This window comes from Streptomyces sp. NPDC051218 (genome assembly GCF_044455475.1).
Lineage (GTDB): Bacteria > Actinomycetota > Actinomycetes > Streptomycetales > Streptomycetaceae > Streptomyces.
Window position 1 is genome coordinate 1339874 of the sequence record NZ_JBITEU010000001.1, and the last position, 23601, is coordinate 1363474.

The 23601-nt window shown below is 71.9% G+C and carries 13 protein-coding genes; 6 read left to right on the forward strand and 7 right to left on the reverse strand.

Annotation, left to right across the window (positions count from 1 at the left end):
* Positions 1–102: 102 nt before the first annotated feature.
* The 4 genes from ACIBCK_RS06075 to ACIBCK_RS06090 form a co-directional block, all read right to left on the reverse strand.
* Positions 103–765 (reverse strand): hypothetical protein, encoded by a 663-nt coding sequence (locus ACIBCK_RS06075; RefSeq protein ID WP_399387071.1) that lies wholly within the window; start codon positions 763–765, stop codon positions 103–105.
* 290 nt (positions 766–1055) lie between these two features.
* Positions 1056–2162, reverse strand: a complete 1107-nt coding sequence (prfB, locus tag ACIBCK_RS06080; RefSeq protein WP_399387073.1) for a peptide chain release factor 2 — start codon at positions 2160–2162, stop codon at positions 1056–1058.
* Between the two features lie 88 nt (positions 2163–2250).
* Positions 2251–3489, reverse strand: coding sequence for a serine/threonine-protein kinase (locus tag ACIBCK_RS06085; protein WP_399387074.1), 1239 nt, complete (start codon positions 3487–3489; stop codon positions 2251–2253).
* Between the two features lie 142 nt (positions 3490–3631).
* Positions 3632–5254, reverse strand: a complete 1623-nt coding sequence (locus tag ACIBCK_RS06090) for a serine/threonine-protein kinase (protein ID WP_399387076.1) — start codon at positions 5252–5254, stop codon at positions 3632–3634.
* 425 nt (positions 5255–5679) lie between these two features.
* On the opposite strand from ACIBCK_RS06090, the gene ACIBCK_RS06095 reads away from it, so the two are divergent.
* The 6 genes from ACIBCK_RS06095 to ACIBCK_RS06120 all read left to right on the forward strand — a co-directional run bounded on the left by ACIBCK_RS06095 (position 5680) and on the right by ACIBCK_RS06120 (position 15995).
* On the forward strand, positions 5680–8874 hold the full coding sequence (locus ACIBCK_RS06095) for an FHA domain-containing protein (protein WP_399387078.1): 3195 nt from the start codon (positions 5680–5682) through the stop codon (positions 8872–8874).
* Positions 8875–9028: 154 nt separating this feature from the next.
* Positions 9029–10423 carry an ABC transporter substrate-binding protein gene (locus ACIBCK_RS06100; RefSeq protein ID WP_399387079.1) on the forward strand — a complete coding sequence of 465 codons (1395 nt, stop codon included), beginning with the start codon at positions 9029–9031 and terminating at the stop codon, positions 10421–10423.
* A gap of 73 nt (positions 10424–10496) precedes the next feature.
* Positions 10497–11777: a carbohydrate ABC transporter permease gene (locus ACIBCK_RS06105; protein WP_399387287.1), complete on the forward strand. Its 1281-nt coding sequence runs from the start codon at positions 10497–10499 to the stop codon at positions 11775–11777.
* Entirely contained in the window at positions 11774–12655 is an 882-nt protein-coding gene (locus tag ACIBCK_RS06110) for a carbohydrate ABC transporter permease (protein WP_399387080.1), read from the forward strand. Before ACIBCK_RS06105 ends, ACIBCK_RS06110 begins: the two co-directional genes overlap by 4 nt.
* A 160-nt stretch (positions 12656–12815) precedes the next feature.
* Complete coding sequence (locus tag ACIBCK_RS06115; RefSeq protein ID WP_399387082.1) at positions 12816–15065, forward strand: CDP-glycerol glycerophosphotransferase family protein; 2250 nt, start codon at positions 12816–12818, stop codon at positions 15063–15065.
* Positions 15066–15107: 42 nt separating this feature from the next.
* Complete coding sequence (locus ACIBCK_RS06120; protein WP_399387083.1) at positions 15108–15995, forward strand: class I SAM-dependent methyltransferase; 888 nt, start codon at positions 15108–15110, stop codon at positions 15993–15995.
* A 12-nt stretch (positions 15996–16007) separates the two neighbouring features.
* Here ACIBCK_RS06120 and ACIBCK_RS06125 read toward each other — a convergent pair whose 3' ends face one another.
* The 3 genes from ACIBCK_RS06125 to ACIBCK_RS06135 are packed head-to-tail and all read right to left on the reverse strand — an operon-like array spanning position 16008 to position 23523.
* Entirely contained in the window at positions 16008–17189 is a 1182-nt protein-coding gene (locus ACIBCK_RS06125) for a glycosyltransferase (protein WP_399387085.1), read from the reverse strand.
* Positions 17186–20032, reverse strand: a complete 2847-nt coding sequence (locus ACIBCK_RS06130; protein ID WP_399387086.1) for a CDP-glycerol glycerophosphotransferase family protein — start codon at positions 20030–20032, stop codon at positions 17186–17188. Before ACIBCK_RS06130 ends, ACIBCK_RS06125 begins: the two co-directional genes overlap by 4 nt.
* Entirely contained in the window at positions 20029–23523 is a 3495-nt protein-coding gene (locus tag ACIBCK_RS06135; protein ID WP_399387088.1) for a CDP-glycerol glycerophosphotransferase family protein, read from the reverse strand. The genes ACIBCK_RS06130 and ACIBCK_RS06135 overlap by 4 nt, the downstream gene beginning before the upstream one ends.
* Positions 23524–23601: the final 78 nt, after the last annotated feature.

Consider the following 23601-nt stretch of genomic DNA (forward strand, 5'->3'; position numbering starts at 1 on the left):
AACACCCAGAACACCCAGAAGGGCCCGGAGCTGGCTGCTCCGGGCCCTTCTGTCATGTCATGCGCCGCGCACGGTCCCGTACGCGGATGCCGTCGCCCTGGATCAGGCGGCTGCGCCGCGGTTGCCGACGAAGCGCGGCAGGATGCGGAAGCCGATGCCGCCGGCGATCATCGTCGCGGCGCCGATCAGCAGGAACGTGGTCTCGGCGGCGCCCGTCTCGGCGAGCTCGCCCTTGTCGGCCTTGTCACCCTGCTCGACCGGGGCGGAACCCGTGTCGGTCAGGCTGTCCTTGCCCTTGCCCTGCTCGACGGGGTTGGAGCCGCCGTCGGGGTCGTTGTCGTTGCCACCGGTGCCGCCGCCGTTACCGGGGTCGCTCGGGTCCTCGGTGGGCGTACCCGGGTCCGAGGGGTCCGTCGGGTCCTCGGTGGGCTCCGTCGGGTCCTCGGTCGGCTCCGTGGGCTCCTCGGTGGGCTCGGTGGGCTCCTCCGTGGGCTCGGTGGGCTCCTCGGTGGGCTCCGTCGGCTCTCCCGTCGGCTCCTCCGTGGGCTCCGGGATCTCCGTGGGCTCCTCGGTCGGCTCGTCGTCGCCGATGCCGACGTCGACACCGATGCCGTTCTCGTCGGCGCTGGCGCTGGCGCTCGCGCCGCCGAGGTCGACACCCACGTCGAGGGCCGAGGCGGCACCGGCGGCGGTCAGCGAAGCGCCGGCGGCGATCACCGCACCAGCCGCTATTCGCGCTACGCGGATCCGCGTCTTCTTGGTCATCTGGCTGCTACCCCCAGTAGCTAATCGTCAGTGAGGCAGCGTCCGGGACTGCGTTCGTCGGGAGCGCTGCTATCCGCCCCCACAGATCACACGCGCCCCAGAGATACGCATGCCGCTCGCTAGCCTTTCCAGTTTCCCCAGACACGTCAAGGTCGTTGCGTACGCGATGTCTGAAATAGCAGCAGTTGACCGGCCTACGGAGATGTGACTGTGACGTAAAAGGCAACTGCCGCCTCATGGGCGGCAGTTGCCTTGCGTCGCTGCACGTTGCCTTGTCGATAAAGCGGTGCTTACTTCTCCTGCTGCTTGCGCCAGCGAATTCCGGCTTCGAGGAAGCCGTCGATCTCGCCGTTGAACACGGACTCGGGGTTGCCCACTTCGCACTCCGTGCGCAGGTCCTTGACCATTTGGTACGGGTGCAGGACGTACGAACGCATCTGGTTGCCCCAGGAGTTGCCGCCGTCCCCCTTGAGGGCGTTCATCTTCGCCTGCTCCTCCTGGCGGCGGCGCTCGAGGAGCTTGGCCTGGAGGACGTTCATCGCGCTCGCCTTGTTCTGGATCTGCGAGCGCTCGTTCTGACAGGAGACGACGATGCCGGTGGGGAGGTGCGTCAGGCGGACCGCGGAGTCGGTCGTGTTGACGCCCTGGCCGCCGGGGCCGGACGAGCGGTAGACGTCGATGCGCAGCTCGGACTCGTCGATCTCGATGTGGTCGGTCTGCTCGACGACCGGCAGGATCTCGACTCCGGCGAAGGAGGTCTGGCGGCGCCCCTGGTTGTCGAAGGGCGAGATGCGCACCAGACGGTGGGTGCCCTGCTCGACGGAGAGCGTCCCGTACGCGTACGGGACCTGGACGGCGAAGGTGGTCGACTTGATGCCGGCCTCTTCCGCGTACGAGGTTTCGTAGAGCTCCGTCTTGTAGCCGTGGCGCTCGGCCCACCGCAGGTACATGCGCTGCAGCTTCTCGGCGAAGTCCGATGCGTCGACGCCGCCGGCCTCCGCACGGATGGTGACGAGCGCCTCACGGGCGTCGTACTCACCGGAGAGGAGCGTGCGGACCTCCATCTCGTCCAGCGCCTTCTTGACGGCCGTGAGCTCGGTCTCGGCCTCGGCGCGGGTGTCCGGGTCGTCCTCCTCCTCGGCCATCTCGAAGAGCACGCTGAGGTCGTCGATACGCCCGCGCAGGGCCTCGGCCTTCCGCACCTCCGCCTGGAGGTGACTCAGCTTGCTGGTGATCTTCTGTGCCGCTTCCGGGTCGTCCCAGAGGGACGGCGCGGCCGCCTGCTCCTCGAGCACGGCGATGTCTGCCCTCAGCTTGTCGAGGTCCAGGACGGCCTCGATCGACTCCATGGTCGAGGAGAGGGACTTGAGCTCTTCGGATACATCGACGACTGCCACGGGTCCAGCCTAACGGCTGGGCGCAAGCGGTCCGGCCTCCCGGCTGCTCACTGGCCCCTGGGCCTTGCTCTGGGGGGGCCGGCCCGGGTCAGGGGGCCTCAGGTGCGGAGTTCTTCGTGTCCTGGGGGGTTCCGCTCGCGTCGTCACCGTTCGTGGCCGCCCACGTACCGATCCCGGCGGCAGCGACGAGTACCGCTCCCGCCACGCCGAGCGTGATCCTGCGGCGGCGGGCCGACGCGCGGTGGCGGGCCGAGCCGGGGCGGGCCGCGCCGGACGCGCGGGGGGCGCGGGCCGTGCCTCGGGCGCCCCCGGCTAGCTCGTCGGGACCCGGGACGCGCATGGAGGTGTGGGTGTCGCGGTTCGAGTCGGGGGGCGAGGCGGGGACCAGGGGGACCGCCCCGCGCCGGGGCGCGCCCGGAGCCGCCGCCGGAGGAGCAGGCTCGTCCTCCGCCTCCTCGGACGGAGCCTCCGTATCCGGCTCGTCCACGTCCAGCGGCGGCATCCCCGCCACGAGCGACTGCAGCTCCCGCAACCGCGCCGCGAGCTCCGACGCCCGCAGGCGGGAGGCCGGGGCCTTCGCCAGGCACTGGACCATCAGCTGCCAGAGCTCGTCCGGGATGCCGGGAAGAGGGACCACGGTCTCCGTGACGTGGCGGCGCAGCACCGCCCCGGGGTGGCCGCCACCGAAGGGGGTGAAGCCCGCGAGCAGCTCGTACAGGACCGTGGCGAGGGCGTAGATGTCGACGGCCGCGCGCGGGGGCAGGCCTTCGATGATCTCCGGGGCGAGGTAGTCCGGCGTACCGATGATCTTCGTCGCGCGGGTCCTGCGCGGGGAGTCGATCAGTTTGGCGACGCCGAAGTCCGTGAGCAGGGCTGGGTGCGAGCCCCCGGGGCCCAGCGGTCCCTGCATGTCGAGCAGGACGTTCTCCGGCTTCACGTCACGGTGCACGATCCCCGCCGCGTGCGCCGCCGCGAGGCCGTCCGCCACGTCGGCCACGATCGCCACCGCCGACTCCGGGGCGAGGCGGCGCTCGCGGTCGAGGCGGGTGCGCAGGTCCGTGCCGCGGACGAGGTCCATGACCAGGGCGAGGTCGTTCCCGTCGACCACCAGGTCGTGGACGCCCACCACGCGCGCGTGGTCGAGGCTGAGCAGAGCCGTGCGCTCCTGGACGAAGCGTCCGACCAGCTCCTGGTCGGACGCGAGGTCCTCGCGCAGCAGCTTGATGGCGACGGGACCCTCGGGTCCCTCGCCGAGCCACACCGTGCCGGCGCTGCCCCGACCAAGGATCTGGTGGGCGGTGTACCGGCTGCCGATCTTGCGTGCCAAGACTGCTCCTACGGATGCGTGTTGGCGACAAAACTACGCGGCCTCGACGCCAACCTTCACTCCAGGAGCAGAAATCACCCCGCAGGTGTCGACAAATCCCCGGAGTCGGCGGGGAATTCGTCCATCACTGACCGGTGAGCCGCTACTTGCCGCCCAGTTTCCCTATCCAGCCGGAAACCGTGTCGTACCAGTCCGTCAGCTGGTCCCAGTAGCCCTTCGTCGTGCCGATCCACTCCTGGAGCGGGCTCAGCTCCCAGACGAGCCAGCTCGCCACGAAGAGGATGATGACGGTGAAGAGGCATCCCTTGAGGCAGCCGAGACCCGGGATCTTCATCCGGTTCGGGTTCGAGCCGCGCTGCCTGGGCTCACGCGGCGGCCGGCCCGCGGGCGGCTGCTGGGGGGGCGTCTGCTGCGGCGGCGCGTACTGCTGGCGCTGCGGCTGCTGGGGCTGCTGCGGCTGGGGCGCGTACTGCTGACGCTGCTGCTGCGGCGCGTACTGCTGGGGGCGCTGCTGCGGCTGCGGCTGCTGCACCTGGCGCTGGGGGCGCCGGCGGCGCAGCGGGTCGTCGTTCGGGTCGAGGTACGACTGGACCTGCGTCTGTTCGTTGCGGTCGCGCGCCGCCCGCATCTGGTTCTGCCACGGGTGCGGGTCGTTCGGGTCGGCTCCGGGCTGGTTCGGCGGTACGGGCGGCATGACCGATGTCGGGTCCGCGCCCCCGGAACCGGGGCCACCGGAGCCGCTGGTGTTCTGCATGACGCTCGTCGCCGCGTTCGGGTCGTACGCGCCCGCGTTGTTCGGGAGCACCTGGGTGGGATCGGCGGCTCCGGCCGTCCCCGGCACCATGGCGGGGTCCGGGTCGGGCATCAGGAGGGCGCCCACGCCCTCCGCCGCGGCGATCTGCGCGCTGGACGCGTGCACGCCCACGCCGTCCGCGACGGCCCGCAGGCCGCGCGCGAGGTTCTCGGCGCTCGGGCGGTGGTCGGGGTTCTTGCTGAGGCAGCGCTCTATGACCGTCCACAGCGGGTCCGGGACCGTGGAGGGGCGGCGCGGTTCGGCGCTCAGGTGCTGGTGCAGCACTTCCAGGGCCGAGCCGCCGCCGAAGGGCGGGCGTCCGGTGACGAGCTCGTACAGGAGGATGCCCGCGCCGTAGATGTCGACCGCGCTGGTCTGCGGGCGGCCCTCGGCGGACTCGGGCGCCACATAGGCGGGCGTACCGACGAACTCGTGGGTGCGGGTCAGGCCCGGTGAGTCGGCGAGACGCGCGATGCCGAAGTCGGTGAGCATCGGGTGCATCGCACCGTCGGCGTCCTGCTTGAGCAGGACGTTCGCGGGCTTCAGGTCCCGGTGCACGACCCCGTCCGCGTGACTCGCGGCGAGGGCGTCGGCGATCTGGGCGGTCATGAGGGCCGCCGCGACCGGCGTGAGCGGGCCGTTCTCGCGGAGGTAGCGGTGCAGGTCAGGGCCCTCCACCAGGTCCATGACGAGCGCCAGGAGCTCCCCCTCGACGACCAGGTCACGGGTCCGCACGATGTTCGGGTGCGTGAGCCTGAGCAGGACCGATCGCTCGCGGAGGAACCGCATCACGATGTCCGCGTCGTTGGCGAGCTCTTCCTTGAGGACCTTGATCGCGACGGTCTCGCCGGGCTGGCCGGCGACGGCCGCCTCCGCCCCCGCGGTCTCGCGCTGGCGGGCTCGCCAGACGGTGCCCGTGGCGCCGCGCCCGAGCGGCTCCTCGAGCAGGTACTTGCTGCCTACCGGCCGCACGTCATGCTCCCTGCTGATCTGCTGATCTGGCTGGTGTGTCCGGACCCGGCTACCCGCCGGAAGATGTTCCGACCCACTGTAATGCCGCCGAACGGGGCACCGGCCGGTCACATTCCGCCCCGGCCGCCGGGTGACCGGATAGCTGTTCGGTGGAAAGACGCCTCATGGGTCGCGTTGGTTGCCGAATGGCGTCGAATTGACCTTCGTCACGATGAGATGACCGGCGATCGCAACGGTCCAAGCAGGCACTTTTCCGAGCAGAGCCGACCAATCAAGATCACTTACGGGTGGCCGCCGGGCGTGTTGTCAGTGGCAGGTGCGAGGATGCATGTCTGTTACTGGCCGACGTGGCCGTGTGCGGTGGGGGGAATCACAGCGCGAGTCCCCGTGCCCTGCGGCAAGGGCAGAAGGGACCGCTGACGGCGATGCAGATCCGGCTGACCGTCCTCGGGCCGCGCAGCGGCCAGACCGCCGAGCCCCATGGCCGCCCCGCCGTGCCCCGCGGCGCCAGTGACGTGCTGGTCACCGCCCCTGCGGGGACCGCGCTCGCCACGGTCGCCTCCGGTCTCGCCGCCGCCGTCGCGGGCGGCGAAGGCCCCCTCGTCCTGTACGCGGATTCGGAGCGCCTCGACGCCCAGCGCTGCACCCTCGGTGAGCCCCCGCTGATAGACGGAGCGGTGCTCTCGCTCGGCTCCCCTGCCGAGCCAGGCCCCGAACTTGCGGGAGCCGCCGCCCAGTTGCACGTGGTCGCGGGCCCCGACGCGGGCGGTGTGCACCTCCTGCACGGCGGCCAGATCCGGGTCGGCCGCTCGGCGGACGCGGACGTCCCGCTGGACGACCCTGACGTCTCGCGGCTGCACTGCGCGGTCACCCTCACCCCGGACGGCCAGGTCACCGTCACGGACCTGGGCTCCACGAACGGCACGACCGTGGACGGCCACGAGATCACCGGCCACCCGGTGCGCCTCACCCCCGGCTCCCTGCTGCGGCTCGGCGAGTCCGCGCTGCGCTTCACCGCCGGGGACGGGACGGGAGGCGCGCTGCCGACGGCCCCGGACGGCGAGGGACACGTGCGCGTGCGGGTCGCCGCGAGCGCCGAAGCCCCCCGCAGCGCGCCCCCGGAAGCGGGCGGCACCCCGGCTGACGGCACCCACCATGCGTACGGCTCCGCGGGCTGGGGCGCATCGGGCGAGGGGAGCCAGGGCGGCGCCTTCGGGCAGACGCCCCTGAGCGACGTGCCGCTCGTGCCCCAGCAGGGCAGCGCCCCGGACGCCGAGAGCACCCGCGTCGGCACCCCCGCGCGCGGGACCCCCGTGCCGCGCACGCTCCGCAAGCGGGGCTCCCTCTCGTCCTGGGCCCGGCGGCTGACAGGCACCCGCGACGACGCGTACGGACCGTCGGGCCACGAAGCCGGTGGGTACGGCGCGGAGAGCGACGTCGCGTCCCCGGAGCCGGCGGCCCCCACCCCGGAGGACCTCGCGGTGGCCGCCGCCGCGCGGACCCCGGAGTCCTGGCCCGACCCCGCGGCCCTGCTGCTCACGGCGCTGGGGCCGGGCCCGCGCCTCTGGGAGCGCGGACCGGGCCACCCCGAGGCGCTCGCGGTCCGGCTCGGCACGGTGGACCGCGCGGCCCCGGACGAGCGGGGCCTGCTGCCCGCCGTCCCCGTGACCGTCAGCCTGCGGGAGGCGGGCGCGCTCGGCCTCGCGGGCCCGCGGGAGCGCCTGACGGGGCTCGCCCGCGCGGTCGTCGCCCAGCTCGCCGCGCTGCACTCCCCCGACGCCCTGGAGATCGTGCTGCTCAGCACGGACCGCGCACGGACCGGACCGGAGCGCGCCGCCGAGTGGTCCTGGCTCGGCTGGCTCCCGCATCTGCGGCCCACGCACGGCCAGGACTGCCGCCTCCTCCTTGCCTACGACCGCGAGCAGGCGGCGGCGCGCACGGGCGAGCTGGTGCGACGCCTCGACGACCACGCGGCCGACAGCTCCGGCGGCACTTTCCCCGACCTCGACCCCGGCCCCGACCACGGCCCCCGCACCGTCGTCGTGGTGGACGGCGATCCCGGGTCCGCGGGGCTGCGCGAAGCCGTGGTGCGCCTCACGCGGGAAGGGGCCGCCGCCGGCATCCATGTCGTCTGCCTGGCGGAGACCCCCGCGGCGTCACCCGCCTCCCCGGTGTCGGCCACGTACGAAGCCGCCTGCTCCGTGGCCCCCGCCTTCCGCGCCTGCGGTGCCGTCGCGCTGCTCAGCGGTGACGTGGCCACCGCGCTGCGGCTGCTGCGGACCGTGGACGGGCAGCCCGCGGGGCATGGCACGGTCGCCGCGGTGGACGCGGTGTCGCAGGCCTGGGCCGAGCGGTTCGCCCGCGCCCTCGCGCCTTTCCGCACGGACGGGTCGTCCGGCGACGGGCACGCGCGCGTGTCCGCTCCGCTGCCCCAGATGGCCCGGCTCCTGGACGAGTTGGGGCTCGCACGGGCCACCCCCGCGTCCCTGATGGCGCGGTGGGCGGCGGCCGCCGATGATTCCGACGCGCTGGGCGGGCGTGCCTGGACGGTCCTCGGGGCGGGCCCGCGCGGCCCCGTGGTGGTGGACCTCGCCGCCGAAGGCCCGCATCTCCTGGCCGAGGGCCCTTCGGGCAGCGGTCGTACGGAGCTGCTGCGCTCCATCGCCGCCTCGCTGGCCGCGGCGGAGCGCCCGGACCGCCTCGGCATGGTCCTGATCGACGGGCGGGACAGCACGGGAAGCGGGGGCAGCGGCACGAACGGGGGGAACGTAAAGCTGGTCGAGGGGCTCGCGGTCTGCATGGACCTGCCGCACGTCACGACGCATCTCGCCGCCAATGACCCCGTGCGGATGCGGGAGTTCGCCCAGTCGCTGACCGCCGAACTGAAGCGCAGGGCCGAGCTGCTCGGACGGCTCGGGTTCGCCGAGTGGCACGCGCAGCGCCCTTCGACCGGTGTGGGCGGCGTGCCGGGCGCGGGAAGCATGGCGGGCGGGAGCGGCGGGGACGCCGTGGTCGCCATGAGCCCCGGGGGCGATCTCGACCCGCCGCCGAGTTCCACGATGCGGCTGCGGCCCGCCGCCGCCCGCAAGGGGGCGGAGCCGGGGCCCCCGCTGCCCCGTCTCGTCGTCCTCGTCGACGACTTCGACGCGCTGCTCTCGCCCGCTCTCGGGTCGCCGGGGCGCCCCGCCGCGGGGTCCGTCGTGCGGGCGCTCGAAGCGGTGGCCCGCGACGGGGAGCGGCTCGGGGTGCATCTGGTGGCCACCACCGCGCGCAGTGAGCGGACTGCGGAGACGGAGCTGGGGCGGCGGGCGGCTCTGCGGATCGTCCTGGACGCCGTCACTCCGGGGCCGGAGGAGCCCGCACCGGGGCGAGGAGAGCTTCGTACGGCCGATGGGCGGACAAGTCCCTTCCAGGCAGGCCGGGTTACGGGCCGCATTCCTCGTACGTCCACGGTGCGACCCACGGTGGTCCCCCTGGAGTGGGAGCGGATGGGCGACCCGCCGGCGCGTCGCCCGGTGCGCGAACTGGGCAACGGACCAACGGACTTGGCGCTCCTGGCCAGCGCGTTGGAGCGCGCAGCCCGCTCCGTCGCCGCGGATCAGGTGCCGTCTCTCCTGTAACGCACGCCCGGTGGGGACACCCCGCAGGTCATGGCGGCACGTCACAACGCCATCACGATCACCTGGTTGACACTGTTTGCGCTCTTGCCGCCCCTCCCCGCGCGGGCGTAGACAGACCGCACGGCACATGCCAGGGCAGAGAAACGGGGCAGTGATGCGCAGCAGTCTTCGATCACGCAGGACACCGCAACACCGGCGTACCACAGCCAAGTTCGCCGCGGCCTTCGTCGCGGGCGCGCTCGCGCTCACCGTCACCGCGTGCGGCGGGGACGACGGCGGCGACAAGGACAGCGAGGACAAGGGCGGCGGCAAGGAGAGCGGCGCCACGGTCCAACTGCCCAAGCTGGACGGGCAGACCGTCTCCGTCGCCGCCGTCTGGGGCGGCTCGGAGCGGAAGGTATTCCTCAAGGTCCTCGACGAGTTCGAGAAGCGGACCGGGGCCAAGGTCACCTTCGTACCGGCCCAGGACCCCATCATCAGCTTCCTGGAGTCGAAGGTCGCGGGCGGCCAGCCGCCGGACGTCGCGATGCTTCCGCAGGTCGGCGCGATCGAGCAGGCCGTGGAGAACAAGTGGGCCAAGCCGGTCGGGCCCGAGGCGCAGAAGCAGCTCGACAAGAACTACGCGCAGGGCTGGCAGGACCTCGGAACCGTCGACGACAAGCAGTACGGCGTGTACTTCAAGGCCGCCAACAAGTCCCTGGTCTGGTACAACACCCAGGTCTTCGACAACGCGGGCGCCAAGGCGCCCAAGACGTGGGACGACTTTCTGAAGACGGCCCAGACCGTGTACGACTCCGGTGTGCCGCCGATCTCGGTCGCGGGCGCCGACGGCTGGACCCTCACCGACTGGTTCGAGAACATCTACCTCTCGCAGGCGGGCCCGGAGAAGTACGACGACCTCGCGGAGCACGAGATCAAGTGGACGGACCCCTCCGTGAAGGAGGCGCTGACCACGCTCGGTGAGCTCTTCGGCAAGAAGGGCTTCGTGGCGGGCGGCGCCGACAAGGCGCTGCAGACCGAGTTCCCCGCCTCCGTGAAGCAGACGTTCACCGGCGGCGACCAGCCGAAGGCGGGCATGGTCTTCGAGGGCGACATGGTCTCGCTGCCGATCTCGGAGACGAAGGCCAAGATCGGTACGGACGCCAAGGTGTTCCCCTTCCCGGCGGTCGGCGACGAGTCCCCCGCGGTCGTCGGCGGTGACGCCGCCGTGGCGCTGAAGGACAGCAAGGGCGCCCAGGCGCTGCTCACCTTCCTCGCGTCACCGGACTCGGCCAAGATCTGGGCGGAGTCGGGCGGCTTCGTCTCGCCGAACAAGAGCCTCGACCTGGCGGCGTACCCGAACGACGTGCAGCGTGACATCGCCAAGGCGCTGATCGCGGCGGGCGACGACATCCGCTTCGACATGTCCGACCAGGCCCCGCAGGCCTTCGGCGGCACTCCCGGCAAGGGCGAGTGGAAGGCGCTGCAGGACTTCCTGAAGAACCCCAAGGACGTGGCGGGCACCCAGAAGGCGCTGGAGACGGCCGCCGCCGCGGCCTACAAGGACTGACCCGGTGGCGACCGCGAACGCCGGGGGCGCGCCGAGTGCGGCGCTGCCCCCGGCCCCCAAACCGCGCAAGAGCGTGACCGGCACCCGCAAGGGCATGGCGGTGCTGTTCCTGGCGCCCGCGCTCGTGCTGCTCGGCGCGCTCGTCCTCTACCCCATCGGGTACTCGGTCTTCCGCAGCTTCTTCGACAAGTCGGGCGACTTCACGGCGTTCGGCAACTACAAGACCCTCTTCACGGACGACACCATCCTGACCGCGATCAAGAACAACGCGATCTGGGTGGTGGTCGCCCCGACGGTCGCGACGGGTCTCGGCCTGATCTTCGCCGTGCTCACCGAACGGATCCGCTGGGGCACGGCGTTCAAGCTGGTCATCTTCATGCCGATGGCGATCTCGATGCTCGCGGCCGGCATCATCTTCCGGCTCGTCTACGAGTCGGACCCCGACCGGGGTGTCGCCAACGCCGTCGCCGTGACCGCGCACGACACCTTCGCCGAGTCGTCCGCCTTCCCGCAGGCGCATCCCAGTACGGAGTCGCCGCTGAAGTCGGCGAGCGGCGGCGCCTTCATCACGCGGAAGCCGGTCAGCGCGGGCACTCCGGTAATGCTTCCGCTGACCGGTGTCGCGCCGGACAGCATGCCGGACGACGCCGAGTCCGCCGCGGCCGCGAAGCCGGACCCCGACAAGGTCACGGGAACGGCCTGGCAGGACTTCACGCGCGGCAAGGGCCGGGGAGAGATGAACGCCCCGGACAAGGCCGAGTTCGGCTACCCCGGGATCAAGGTCGAAGCCGTCAAGAACGGCAAGGTGGTGGCATCGGCCGAGGCCGCGGCGGACGGCACCTTCGCCCTCCCCAAGGAGGCCGACGGGGCCCAACTGCGCTTCCCGGCGTCGAACTTCCGCGAGCCGTACAACGGCGTGGACTGGCTCGGCCCTTCCCTCATCACGCCGGCGGTCATCGGCTCGTACCTGTGGATCTGGGTGGGCTTCGCGATGGTCCTGATCGCGGCGGGTCTGGCCAGTGTGCCGCGTGAACTCCTGGAGGCCGCCCGGGTGGACGGTGCCAACGAGTGGCAGGTGTTCCGCAGGATCACGGTGCCGATCCTCGCGCCGGTGCTCGCGGTCGTGACGGTCACGCTCATGATCAACGTACTGAAGATCTTCGACCTGATCTTCATCATCGCGCCGAACTCCTCGAAGGACGACGCGAACGTCCTGGCGCTCCAGCTCTACAACTCCGCGTTCCTCGACAAGGATTCGGGTGTGGCGAGCGCGATCGCCGTGCTCCTCTTCCTCCTCGTGATCCCGGTGATGCTCTTCAACATCCGGCGACTGCGGCGGGAGGGACGACGATGACCACCCAAGTCGAAGCGGTGAAGGCGAAGGAGTCGCTCGGCGGACGGATCGCCTCCGTCCTGAGCGGCAGCGCCGTACGTGTCTTCCTCGTCGTCGTCGCGCTCTTCTGGCTGGTGCCGACGATCGGTCTGCTGCTCGGCTCGCTGCGCAGCTCGGCCGACATGGCGGAGAGCGGCTGGTGGAAGGTCTTCTCCACGCCGTCGCAGATGACGCTGGACAACTACACGACCCTGCTCAAGGACGAGACGATCACCGACTCGATCCTGTCCAGCATCATGATCACCGTCCCGGCGACACTGCTCGTCGTGATCATCGGGTCCCTCGCCGGATACGCCTTCGCGTGGATGGAGTTCCCGGGCCGCGACTGGTGGTTCATCGGCGTCGTCGGGCTGCTCGTGGTGCCGGTGCAGGTGGCGCTGCTCCCGGTGTCGAAGATCTTCGGCGCGATCGGCATCTTCGAGACGACGATCGGCGTGGTCATCTTCCACGTGGCCTTCGGGCTGCCGTTCGCGATCTTCCTCCTGCGGAACTTCTTCGCGGAGATACCCCGCGAACTCCTGGAGGCGGCACGCCTGGACGGAGCCGGTGAACTGCGGCTGTTCTTCCGGGTCGTGATGCCGCTCGGCGCGCCCGCGATCGCCTCGCTCGGCATCTTCCAGTTCCTCTGGGTCTGGAACGACATGCTGATCGCGCTGATCTTCGCCGACTCGCAGAGCCCGCCGATCACGGTCGCGCTCCAGCAGCAGGTGCGGTCCTTCGGCGACAACGTGCAGATCCTGGCGCCGGGCGCGTTCATCTCGATGGTGATCCCGCTGGCCGTGTTCTTCGCGTTCCAGCGGCAGTTCGTGTCCGGCGTGATGGCGGGCGCGGTCAAGTAACGGACCTTGCCGGCACAGGTGCATACGTTCGACGAGTGAGGCGGCCCGCGAGCAGGGCCGCCTCACCCGCACCCCTCCCCCAAATGCCACATTCGGCGTAACTCGACCGGCCGCCGGGCCGTTTCCGGGCAGTATGCCCGCGCCGACCCATGGATGTGCCTTGCCCCGGTTCAGTGTCATCGTGCCCGTGTACAAGGTGCAGGCATATCTGCACGCATGCCTCGAATCCGTCCTCGGGCAGTCGTTCACGGATCTTGAGCTGATCGCGGTCGACGACGCATCCCCGGACGCGTGCGGCGCCATCATCGACGAACACGCGGCCCACGACGCCCGGGTGAAGGCCGTCCACCTCAAGGAGAACGTCGGACTCGGCCGGGCGCGCAACGCGGGCATGGAGCACGCCACCGGCGAGTACCTGATCTTCCTCGACAGCGACGACACCCTCACCCCCGGCGCCCTGCACGCGATCTCCGACCGCCTCAAGGAGACGGAGAGCCCGGACGTCCTGATCTACGACTACGCGCGCACGTTCTGGTCGGGCGAGGCCGTGCGCAACCAGTTCGCGGCCCTCCTGAGGGAAGAGGGCCGGGCACCCTTCCGGCTGATCGACCGGCCGGGCTTGCTGCGCCTGTTGATGGTCGCCTGGAACAAGGCCTACCGCCGCGACTTCATCGAACGCGAGGGCTTCACCTTCCCGCCCGGCCTCTACGAGGACACGCCCTGGACCGCTCCTGTCCTGATGAAGGCGGACGCGATCGCCACCCTCGACCGGGTCTGTGTGCACTACCTCCAGCGCCGCCGCGGCAGCATCCTGCGCACCACCACCCGCAGACACTTCGAGATCTTCGACCAGTACGAGCGGGTCTTCGCGTTCCTCGACGAGCACCCGGAGCTCTCGGCGGCCTGGCGGGCCGTCCTCTTCAGGAAGATGGTCGACCATCTCTCGGCGGTCTTCACCAAGCGCGACCGCCTCCCGCGCGGCAGCCGCGCCGAGTTCCTGCGCAGGGCCCGCTCCCACTACCGCCGCTACCGCGTCCCCGGCGCCAGGCCACGCGCCCGCGCCCGCGTGCGGCACGGCCTGGTGCGCCTGGGCACCCACCGCACCTACCGCACCCTGTGGGCGGCGCTGCGGGTCAGATCACGGGCCAAGCGGTACGCCACGACCGCACACCGCCGCGCCAAGGACGCCCTGCTGCAACTGCACTACCGCGTCCAGCTGCGCCTGCCGCTGCGCGCCGACCGCGCGGTCTTCTCCTCGTACTGGGGGCGGGGCTACGGCTGCAACCCCGGCGCGCTGGAGGCCGCGATGCGCGAGCACGTCCCACACATGCGCACCGCGTGGATCGCGGACCCGGCCCACCACCACACCCTGCCCACGGCGACCCGCAGGCTGCGGCCCGGGACGGCCGCGTACTGGAGCGCCCTCGCACGCTCCAAGTACCTCGTCAACAACGTCAACTTCGACCGCAGGCTCGTCAAGCGCCCCGGCCAGATCATGATCCAGACCCAGCACGGCACGCCCCTGAAGCTGATGGGCCTCGACCTCCAGGACCGTCCCGCCGCGGCCCGTGGCATGGACTTCGCGGCCCTCCTGCGCAACGCCGACAAGTGGGACTACGTCCTGTCGGCGAACCGCCACTCCACGCTGGTCTGGGAGCGCGTCTTCCCCGCCTCGTTCACCACGCTCGAGTACGGCTATCCCCGCAACGACATCTACCAGCGGGCGAGCTCCGCCGACGTGGCCCGCCACCGCGAGTCCCTCGGCATCCCCCGGGGCGCCATCGCCATCCTCTACGCGCCCACCCTGCGCGACTACCGCCACTCGCAGCTGCGCTCCCTCGACCTGGAGCGGATCCTGCGCGGGCTCGGCCCCCGCTTCGTCATCCTGACCCGCGCCCACCACTCGTACGAGGCCCCCTTGGCGCCCTCGTCGGACCGGCTGATCGACGTGTCGCACCATCCGCACGTCGAGACCCTCTGCCTGGCCTCCGACGCCCTGGTCACCGACTATTCGTCGCTGATGTTCGACTACGCCAACCTCGACCGCCCCGTCGTCCTGTACGCCACCGACTGGGAGGCGTACGAGGCGGCCCGCGGCACCTACTTCGACGTGCGGGAGTTCCCGCCCGGCGTGATCGCGCGCAGCGAGGACGAGCTCACCGACATCTTCGCCACCGGCCACTGGCGCGGCTCGCGCTCGGCGCAGCTGCGCGCCGCCTTCCGAGACCGCTTCTGCGTGTACGACGACGGTCGGGCCGCTGAACGAGTTGTGAGACATGTGGTGCTCGGTGAGGCAGGGGGTCTACCGTCTGTGGCGCCACTGGCGGACCGGCATCCGGCGCCGGCCGCCGGAGTGGCCGACGTGCCGCTGCCGCGAGCCGACGTCTTGCCGCCCACTCCGCGCTGCTGACCCCCCGCACCGTCCTCCTTCCCCCATCCCCTGGGACCCGATATGCAGAACGCTTCCGCCAACACCGGCCACCTGCCGCGGCCGAGCCGGCTCTCCGACGTGAAGGGGTGGTTCCACCCGGTCGACCAGGTGCTCTTCGACTGGATCCTGAGTCGGCAGCGCGATCTGGAGCAGCGGGGTGATCTGCTGGAGCTCGGCGCCTATCTGGGCAAGAGCGCCATCTTCATGGGTGCGTATCTCCGCCCGGAGGAGACATTCACCGTCTGTGACCTCTTCGACTCCCCCGCCCCCGACGAGGCCAACTCCGCCGAGATGGGCCGCTCGTACGCCACGCTGACGCGCCGCGCCTTCGAGGCCAACTACCGCTCCTTCCACGACGGTCTGCCGCAGATCGTCCAGGAGCCGTCATCGGGGATCACCGCGCACGTGGAGCCGGACAGCTGCCGCTTCGTGCACATCGACGCCTCGCATCTGTACGAGCACGTCCACGCGGACATCGCCGCCGCCAAGGAGGTGCTCGGGCCGGACGGGATCGTGGTGCTCGACGACTTCCGGGCCGAACACTGTCCGGGCGTGGCCGCGGCGACCTGGGGGGCCGTGGCGAGCACCGGGCTCAAACCGCTGACCATCACGGCCACCAAGTTCTATGGGACATGGGGGAGTTACGACGCGATCCACGCCGATCTCGCCGCGTTCCTGAAGGAGCGCGACGACATGTGGCACGGCGCCGAGGAGGTCGCGGGCTTTCCGATGATCCGGATCAGCGGCAAGAAGGCGAGGGAGCCGGAGCACCCGGTGTCACGGCACGCGGACGAAGGGGCCCCGGAGCTCCCGGCCGACACGCCCGCGCCCCCGCCCACGCCCGCGGGAGCCGGGAGCCGGGCCAAGGGCCTGCTCTCCTCCCTGCTCACGCGCTCGGGCCGTTCCTGACCTCCGGAGAGTTCACCGCTCCAGGAGTTCGAAGAGTTCCTCCCAGCGTTCGAGGACCCGCGCCTCGGAGAACCGCTGTACGTTCCTGCGGGCCCTTTCGCCCATCGCGTCCCGCAGCCGTGGGTTGCCGGTGAGGCGCAGGATGCGGTCGGCGAGTGCCTCGATGTCGCCGGCGGGGGCGAGCAGGCCGTCCTCGCCGTGGCGCACGATCTCGCGGACGCCGGGTGCGCAGTCGAAGGCGGCGCAGGGCACCGCGCTGGCCATCGCCTCCATCAGGGCCAGCGGGAAGCCCTCGCCGCGGGACGACTGCACGAACAGGGAGCTCTCGGCGAGCACGCCGGGCACATCGCTGGTGCGGCCACGCCACTGGACCGAACCGTCGAGGCCAAGGCGCGTGCACTGCCGCCTGAGGTCGGCCTCGTCCGCTCCGGCGCCGTAGATCCGCAGCGTCCAGTCGGGGCGCTGCGGGGCGACCAGCGCCCAGGTGTCGACGAGCATGTCGACGCCCTTCTGGTCGGCGAGCCTGCCGATGCTGCAGACCACCTTGCGGTCGCGGCGTGAGGGCACTTCGGGGAGGTGGGCCAGGGCGTTGGGCATCGCGCCGACGTTGTGCATGCCGTCGGCGATCCAGTCGTCGGCGTCCTCCTGGGTGAGCGCCAGCCAGCGGTCCACGGAGGGGTAGCTGCGCCTGATCGCGCGGTAGCGGTGGCAGGCGCGGGTGTAGGCGTACGACTCGTGGCTCATGCCGATGACGCGCAGGCCCGCGGTGTCCGCCTCCCTGATCCACTCCATCGGCCAGACCTGCGTGACGATGGCGACCGCGCCGGGGCGTGCGGCACGGAAGAGCTGCGAGAGCCGGTCGACGGTGCGGCGCTTGGCGGCGGCACGCGCGGCCTCGCGCCGCCACGCCACCACGTTGAGCCTGCCCAGGCCGCTCACCGGGCGCGGGGTCGGCGGATGCTCGCGGTAGAGGCTGGTCACGGGGTAGCCGCGGTCGTCGGGGAGGGCCAGTTTCAGCTCGGCCTCGTGGACGCCGATGACGTGCACCCGGTGGCCGTTGCCCTGGAAAAGGCGGGCCATCTGGTGGGCCCAGGCGGTGACACCGCCGAGTTCGTCGACGGTGTTCGCCACGAGGAAGACGTCGCGGCTCTTCCTGGCGGCCGCGATCCTCGTGGTCGCGATCGTCGTGGTCATGCCCCGTCCCTCTTCTCCGTGTTCCCGAACCGCTCCCCGTCCTCGAACCGCTCCCCGTTGCCGAACCGCTCCCCGAAGAGCGCGTCCACCACGCCGGCCGCGGCCCGCCCCCGGTCGTACGCGCCGAACCGCGCGGCGAACGCCCGCCGGGGCTCCGCCCACGCCACATCGGCCTGCTTCAGCGTGGCGAGTACGCGCAGCAGCTCCTCCTCCGTCTCGACGACGGGCCCGCCCGCCTCGTCCCGCAGCGCGAAGTAGCAGCCACGCTCGGCCGCGTACGCGTCGAGGTCCGGCGTGAAGTGCACCAACGGCCGGTCCAGGAGCGCGAAGTCGAACATGATCGACGAGTAGTCGGTCACCAGGACGTCGGCGAGGCACAGCAGCTCGCTCACGTCGTGATGGGCGGACACGTCGATCACGGTGCCGGGCGGGCAGACCGGAACGCCGGCCGCCTCCATGTAGTGGGCGCGCACCAGGAGGACGTGGGTGTCGCCGAAGCGCGCGGCGAACTTGCCTACGTCGAGGGGTAGTTGTACCGGCTTGTTGTCACCGGCGGGCAGGCCGCGGAACGTCGGCGCGTACAGGACCACCGTTTTGTGGTCGGGGATGCCGAGTTCGGCGGCCACCGACGGCCGCGGGAAGCGGCCGGATGCCTCGTCGCGGGCGCGCGCGGCGACCAGCCGGTCGTTGCGCGGGTAGCCGCAGCGCAGCAGCCGCTCGTCGGGGATGCCGTAGGCGCGGGCCAGGGTCGTGACGTCGTGCTCGGAGCGCACCAGGAAGTGGTCGAAGCGGTCGACGGCTTCCTTGAGCCGCTCGCGCTGGGGGGTGTTCTGCATCTTCAGGCGCGCCTCGTCGAACCCCATCCGCTTGTACGCGGAGCCGTGCCAGGTCTGGAGATACGTGGTGTGGCGCGGCTTGTCGAGTGCGTGCGGGAAGCCCTGATTGTCGATCCAGAACTCGGCGCGGGCGAGCGCCCACAGATAGCGCCAGGACCAACGGGGCACCAGGCGGGCGGAGTCGGGGAACCCCTCGGCCGAAACGGCGTACGACCAGGTGCAGCGAAGCCGCAGCCGCCGGTCGACGATCTCCTGGTGGACCGCGCGCGGGCTGTCGCCGTAGTGCCTGCCCATGTGGCTCTCGAAGACGACCGAGCCCTTGCTGACGGGGAGCCGCAGCAGCGCCCGCCGGTAGACGCGCGTCTTGACCGCCTTGCCGCCGAGCCTGTCCCACCTCTTGCGCAGGGCGCGCAGCCGGACCTTGAGCTTGCGCGCGGGGCGGAAGTGCGTGACGTAGTGCAGGGCCGAGCGCAGCGTGCGTGCGGCGCGGTGGCGGGGCGCCGGGCGCAGCTCCAGCTTGTTCCCGCCGGTGACGGTGGCCCCTTGGCCCTCCCCCACGGTCTCCGGCTCGGCGACGAGTTCGGTGGTCAGCTCCCGGCCGCCCGCGGTGAGGCGGAGCCGCGGCTCCCAGGCGCGGTCACGGACGCCGAGGTCCCGCAGCCGGGCGGTGAGGCCCGTCCTGGCACGCCAGACGACCGCGCCGCCGTCGTAGTGGACCTCCTCCACGGGTACGCGGAAGCCGCGCCGTCCCGCGCCCGGCGCCCGCACGTCGAGGCGGGCGGTGAGCGGCGGCCGGTCGGGCACCAGGCCGCCGGGCAGCACGACGCGCCCTTCGAGGACCGCCTCGCCTCCTTCGACGTCGTACCGAGTGAGGCGGTTCAGGAGCGGAGTGTCGGCCAACTCGCGGTGCTGATACCCGAGTTCACTGACGTCGAGCACTTGTCGTACGCGCGGGTCGTCGAGCCCGTCCGCGCGCCAGTAGACCTTCCCCTCCCGCTCGGTCAGCTCCGAGACGACGGTGCCCGGCCGCGCGAGCGCGTACGCGGCGGCGAGCACGCCGTCCGTGTCGCCGTCCGCCAGCAGCCGCACGCACACCCGCTCCACGGGGTCGAGTGCGTCCAGGGCCCGCAGGTCCACGCGCCCCTGGAGGTGCGGGGCGATCCCCGCGGCGGCCCGGCGCCGTTCCTCCGCGGTGAGCCGCGGGAACGTACGGGCGCAGGGCAGCACATGGTCGACGAGGAAGGCACGCTCGCGCCGGTCGCCCAGGTCGAGGCGGCCGAGGCTCACCAGGAGCCCGGCTACCCGGTCGTTGGCGGTGGCGAGCGCGGGCGTCTCGCGGGCGGGGTCGGACGCCGCGCGGTGGGTGGTGATCAGGTTCGGCACGAGGGTGATGCCGCGGACCCCGAGGGCGGCCTCGACGCCGAAGAGGACCTCGCTGTGGTCGAGGTCCTGCGCGTACCGCAGACGCATGCGGTCGAGTACGTCGCGGCGGACGCAGAACCCGGCGATCAGGGAGTCCCTGGTGACGAGTTCGGGGGCGTCGGAGAGGTTCTCGATCTTCCGTGTCCGCGCGTGCAGTTCGACCTGCCAGGCCGGGCCGTGCTCCTTCTTGCCACTGCTCGTGAGCCGCGTCCAGCGCCCCGCCACCAGATCGGCTCCGGTGGAGCGCGCGGCTTCGAAGAGGTTGCGACAGGCGTTGCGCTCCAGGAGTTCGCCCTCGCCGAGCACGATGACGTAGCGCCCGCGCGCCGCGTCGAGCCCGAGGTTCCGCGCGGCGGCGAGGGGCAGCACGCTCCCGGCGCGGACCAGGCGCACCCGGTGCGGCTGGTCGGTGGCGAGCGCCTGCGCCGCGTCGCGGGCGGGCCCGTCCGCCCCGGGGTCGACGAGGACCGCCTCGACGTTGCTCATCGTCTGGTCGAGCACGGACCGCACCGAGAGATCGAGCGCGTCGGCGTCCGTTCCCGCGACCACGACACAGCTGACGTCGTGCAGATCCGGCGTGCTCATGCGCGGCCCCCTTCGAGCATGGCGTCCACGACACCCGTGGCCGCGTGCCCGTCGTCCAGGTCGCAGAAGGCCTCGCGGAACCTGTCGTACGCGTCGGCGTAGGGGGCGGTGGCGGCCTGCGGGTCGCGCAGCGCGGCGATCACCTCGTCGCTCGTGGCGAGCAGCGGTCCCGGCGCCTGCGCCTCGAAGTCGAAGTAGAAGCCGCGCAGGGTGTCGCGGTAGTGGTCGAGGTCGTAGGTGTGGAAGAGCATCGGGCGGCCGGTCTGCGCGAAGTCGAACATGAGGGACGAGTAGTCCGTCACGAGGACATCGCTGATCAGGAGCAGTTCGCTGACGTCGGGGTGGCGGGTGACGTCGCGCACGAAGTCCGATCCGGGGACGGTGCCGCCGACGAGGTAGTGCCTGCGGACGAGGAGCACCGTGTCGTCGCCGATGGCGCGCTCGGCGGCGTCGAGATCCAGTTGGAGGTCGAGGGTGTAGCGGCCTGCCTGCTTGGGCTGGTTCTCGCGCCAGGTGGGCGCGTAGAGGACGACGCGTCTGCCTTCGGGGATGCCGAGCCGTTCGCGCACGGACGCCGCGACCTTCGCGCGGTCGGCCGCGTGCAGCAGGTCGTTGCGCGGATACCCGCGTTCCAGGACCTCGCCGGTGTAGCCGAAGGCGCCGCGCAGGACGGGCGTCGAGAAGCGGTTCGGGGAGACGAGGACGCTCCACTGGTCGGCGCGGCCGGGCAGGGTCGCCATGTAGGCGCGGTCCCCGGATGCGTGGCCCGCGAGGTCGCGGCCGATGCGCTTGAGGGGGGTGCCGTGCCAGGTCTGCACGACGTACTGGCCGTCGGCGCGCTCGAACCACTCGGGCAGCTGGGTGTTGGTCACGATGTAGCGGCTGCGGGCGAGGGCCTCGTGCCACTCGGCGGACCACAGGGCGAGGGGCGTGGCGCTCTCGGGCAGCGCGACCTGCTGGTCGCGGACCACCCACAGGTGTTCCAACGCGGCGCCCCTGGCGACGAGTTCCTCGTGCACGGCGCGGGGCGAGTCGGAGTACTGCCGTCCGTCGAAGCTGCAGTAGAGGACGGCGTCCCGCAGCGGCGCGCCGCGCAGGGCCGCGTACTGTTCGCGCAGTTGGCGCCGGCGCGGGCCGCCCCGGTCGGCCACGGGCAGCGCGGAGCCCGAGCGCAGGTGGAGGCCGTCGTGGGCGTGGCGCTGCAGGCTGATGTCGCGGCCTGACCTGGTGCGTACGAGCGGCAGTTCACGGCCCTTGCCCGGCGCCACGCACACGGGGGTGTACTGCTCGGGGTCGCTCGCGCCCGGCTCGCGCAGAAAGAGGTTCCAGCGGCCTTCGGCGAGCGGCAGGGTGCCTCCGGGCCCCGGCACGGCCTCGGGACGCAGCGCCGCGGCGAACCTCCCGCCCTCGATGCGCACCGCCGCCACGGCCTCGTCGCCGTGGCCGCCGTGCACGAGGACCAGCTCCCCGGCGCGGGCCGCCGCGTCGGGATGGCTGCCCTCGACGATCAGCTCGTCCTCCCAGGTCACGGAGTCGACGAGCGGCCGCACGGTCTGGTCGCGCAGCTCCAGGTTCCCCGACGCGTTGGCGAGGACGAGGAGTTCACGCCCCGGAAGGAGTCCGTACCGCCCGGCCGGCACATCGGGGCAGGCGGCGAGCGGGGTGCGGTCGCCGCCCTCGCGGACCAGCGCCACACCCCACGGGTCGGCCTTGCGCGGCTGACCGGTGCGCTCGTCCTCAGCGGCGTGGAAGAGGCCGAGCGGCACGTCGGCGCTGAAGTCGCGGCCGTTCACCAGGGTGGGGACGTAGTGCGCCTCCTTGGTGGCCCAGTTCTCCACCCGCAGGGCGTCGACGGCCCGCGACTCCCCCGGCGCGAGCCTCCCGTGCAGCCGGACGGTGGCGCCGCAGCCCTCGTGCGCGACGAGCCGCCCCGCCACCCGCTCCGTGCGCAGCCTCAGCCGCCCCTTGCTGAGGGTGACGGCCACGCGGAGGAACTCCTCCAGATACCGCACGGGCAGCCGCGGCGGGCTGAGCGTCCGGACCGGCCCGGTGCGCGGCAGCCACCCGCTGACCACGCCCATCTCCAGTTTCCAGGTGGTGCTGCGCCGCTTGGTGACGGTCCTGCGGGGGTCGATGACCGTCTCGAACCCCGACCGGTCGTAGCTGTGCAGTCCCTGCTTGGAGCGGTACGTCGCCTCGCGTGCCCGCACCGTGCGCAGCTTCAGCGGCAGCACGCGCCGCCGCCCGGCCCGCAGCCAGGCGACCCTGGCGCGCGCTCCGACACGTCCCGCGGGCAGGTTGGGGATGTAGGCGTAGCCCTTGAGCCGCAGCCTGCCCTGCTCGTCCCAGGCGACGTGGGTGAGCCGCGCGTTGAGCGGCAGGTCGGACCGCTGCAGGGCGACGGTCTCGCGCGGCAGTCCGCCGATCCCGGGGAACTCGGCCCTGCGCCGGCGCAGACCACGCACCCGGAAGGCCTCGGGGTGGGACTTCTCGTACGTCATGAAGGCGATCAGGTCGGTGACCCGGCGGCGGCGGATGAGCTGCCAGCGCACGCGCAGGGCGAGCGGCAGCGCGGCGAGGACCGCGGGGTCGACGGTGTCGGCGAAGGCGTTGGCCTGCTCCATGAAGACGTCGTGGTACGCGGAGTCGCCGTGCGGCAGGGCTTCCATGAACAGCCACAGGTCACCGGAGAGCACCGTCGTGTCGTAGCGCCGCTTGGCGTCCGTGAACACGTCAGCCCGCGGCGTGCCCGCCGCCTCGGCGGCCTGCGCGGCGAGGAAGCCACTGGCCGCGAGGACGGCGGCGGTGCGGTCGCGGACGGCGCGGGGCTTGGCGCGGCGGCTGGTGATGGAGCCGTCACGGTCGCGCCAGAGGTAGACGGGCTCCTTCAGTACGTCGACGGAGCGGGCGAGGAAGTGCGCGGGGACCGTGACCGGGGTGTCCTCGAAGAGCACGCCCTCGGGGAAGGTGAAGGCGTTCCGGTCCCAGAAGTCCCTGCGGTAGACCTTGTTGCAGGCGATGCGGTCGCCGAGCAGGACCCAGTCGCGGGTGACGTGCGTCGCGCTGCGGTCGCTCTCCATCATCTTGCGGAACATCGGCGACTGCTCGCTCCTGCCGGCGGAGCGCAGCCGGTGGACGTTGCCGGTGACGAAGTCGGACCCCGAGTCCTCCAGCGCGGCCAGCATCCGCTCGTAGGCGTCCCGCGGAACGACGTCATCGCTGTCGACGAACGTCAGGTACGTGCCCCGCGCCTCGCGCACCCCCGTGTTCCGTGCCGCCCCGAGCCCCGCGTTCTCCTGCTCGACGAGACGGAATCTGCCGTCCTGCGCGGCGAACGCGCGGGCGATGTCCGGGCTCCCGTCGGTGGACCCGTCGTTGACCATGACGACTTCGAGGTCCGGCATGGTCTGCTCGGCCAGTGACCGAAGGCAAGGGGCGAGAAACTCCTCGACGTTGTAGACGGGGACGACGACGGCGAGTCGGGGTGTCATGCGCTGCGCACATTCCTTCCGGAGTACTGACGGGCACGGCTGCGCGTCCTGCTGAGGGCCACTCGGTTAACAACGACC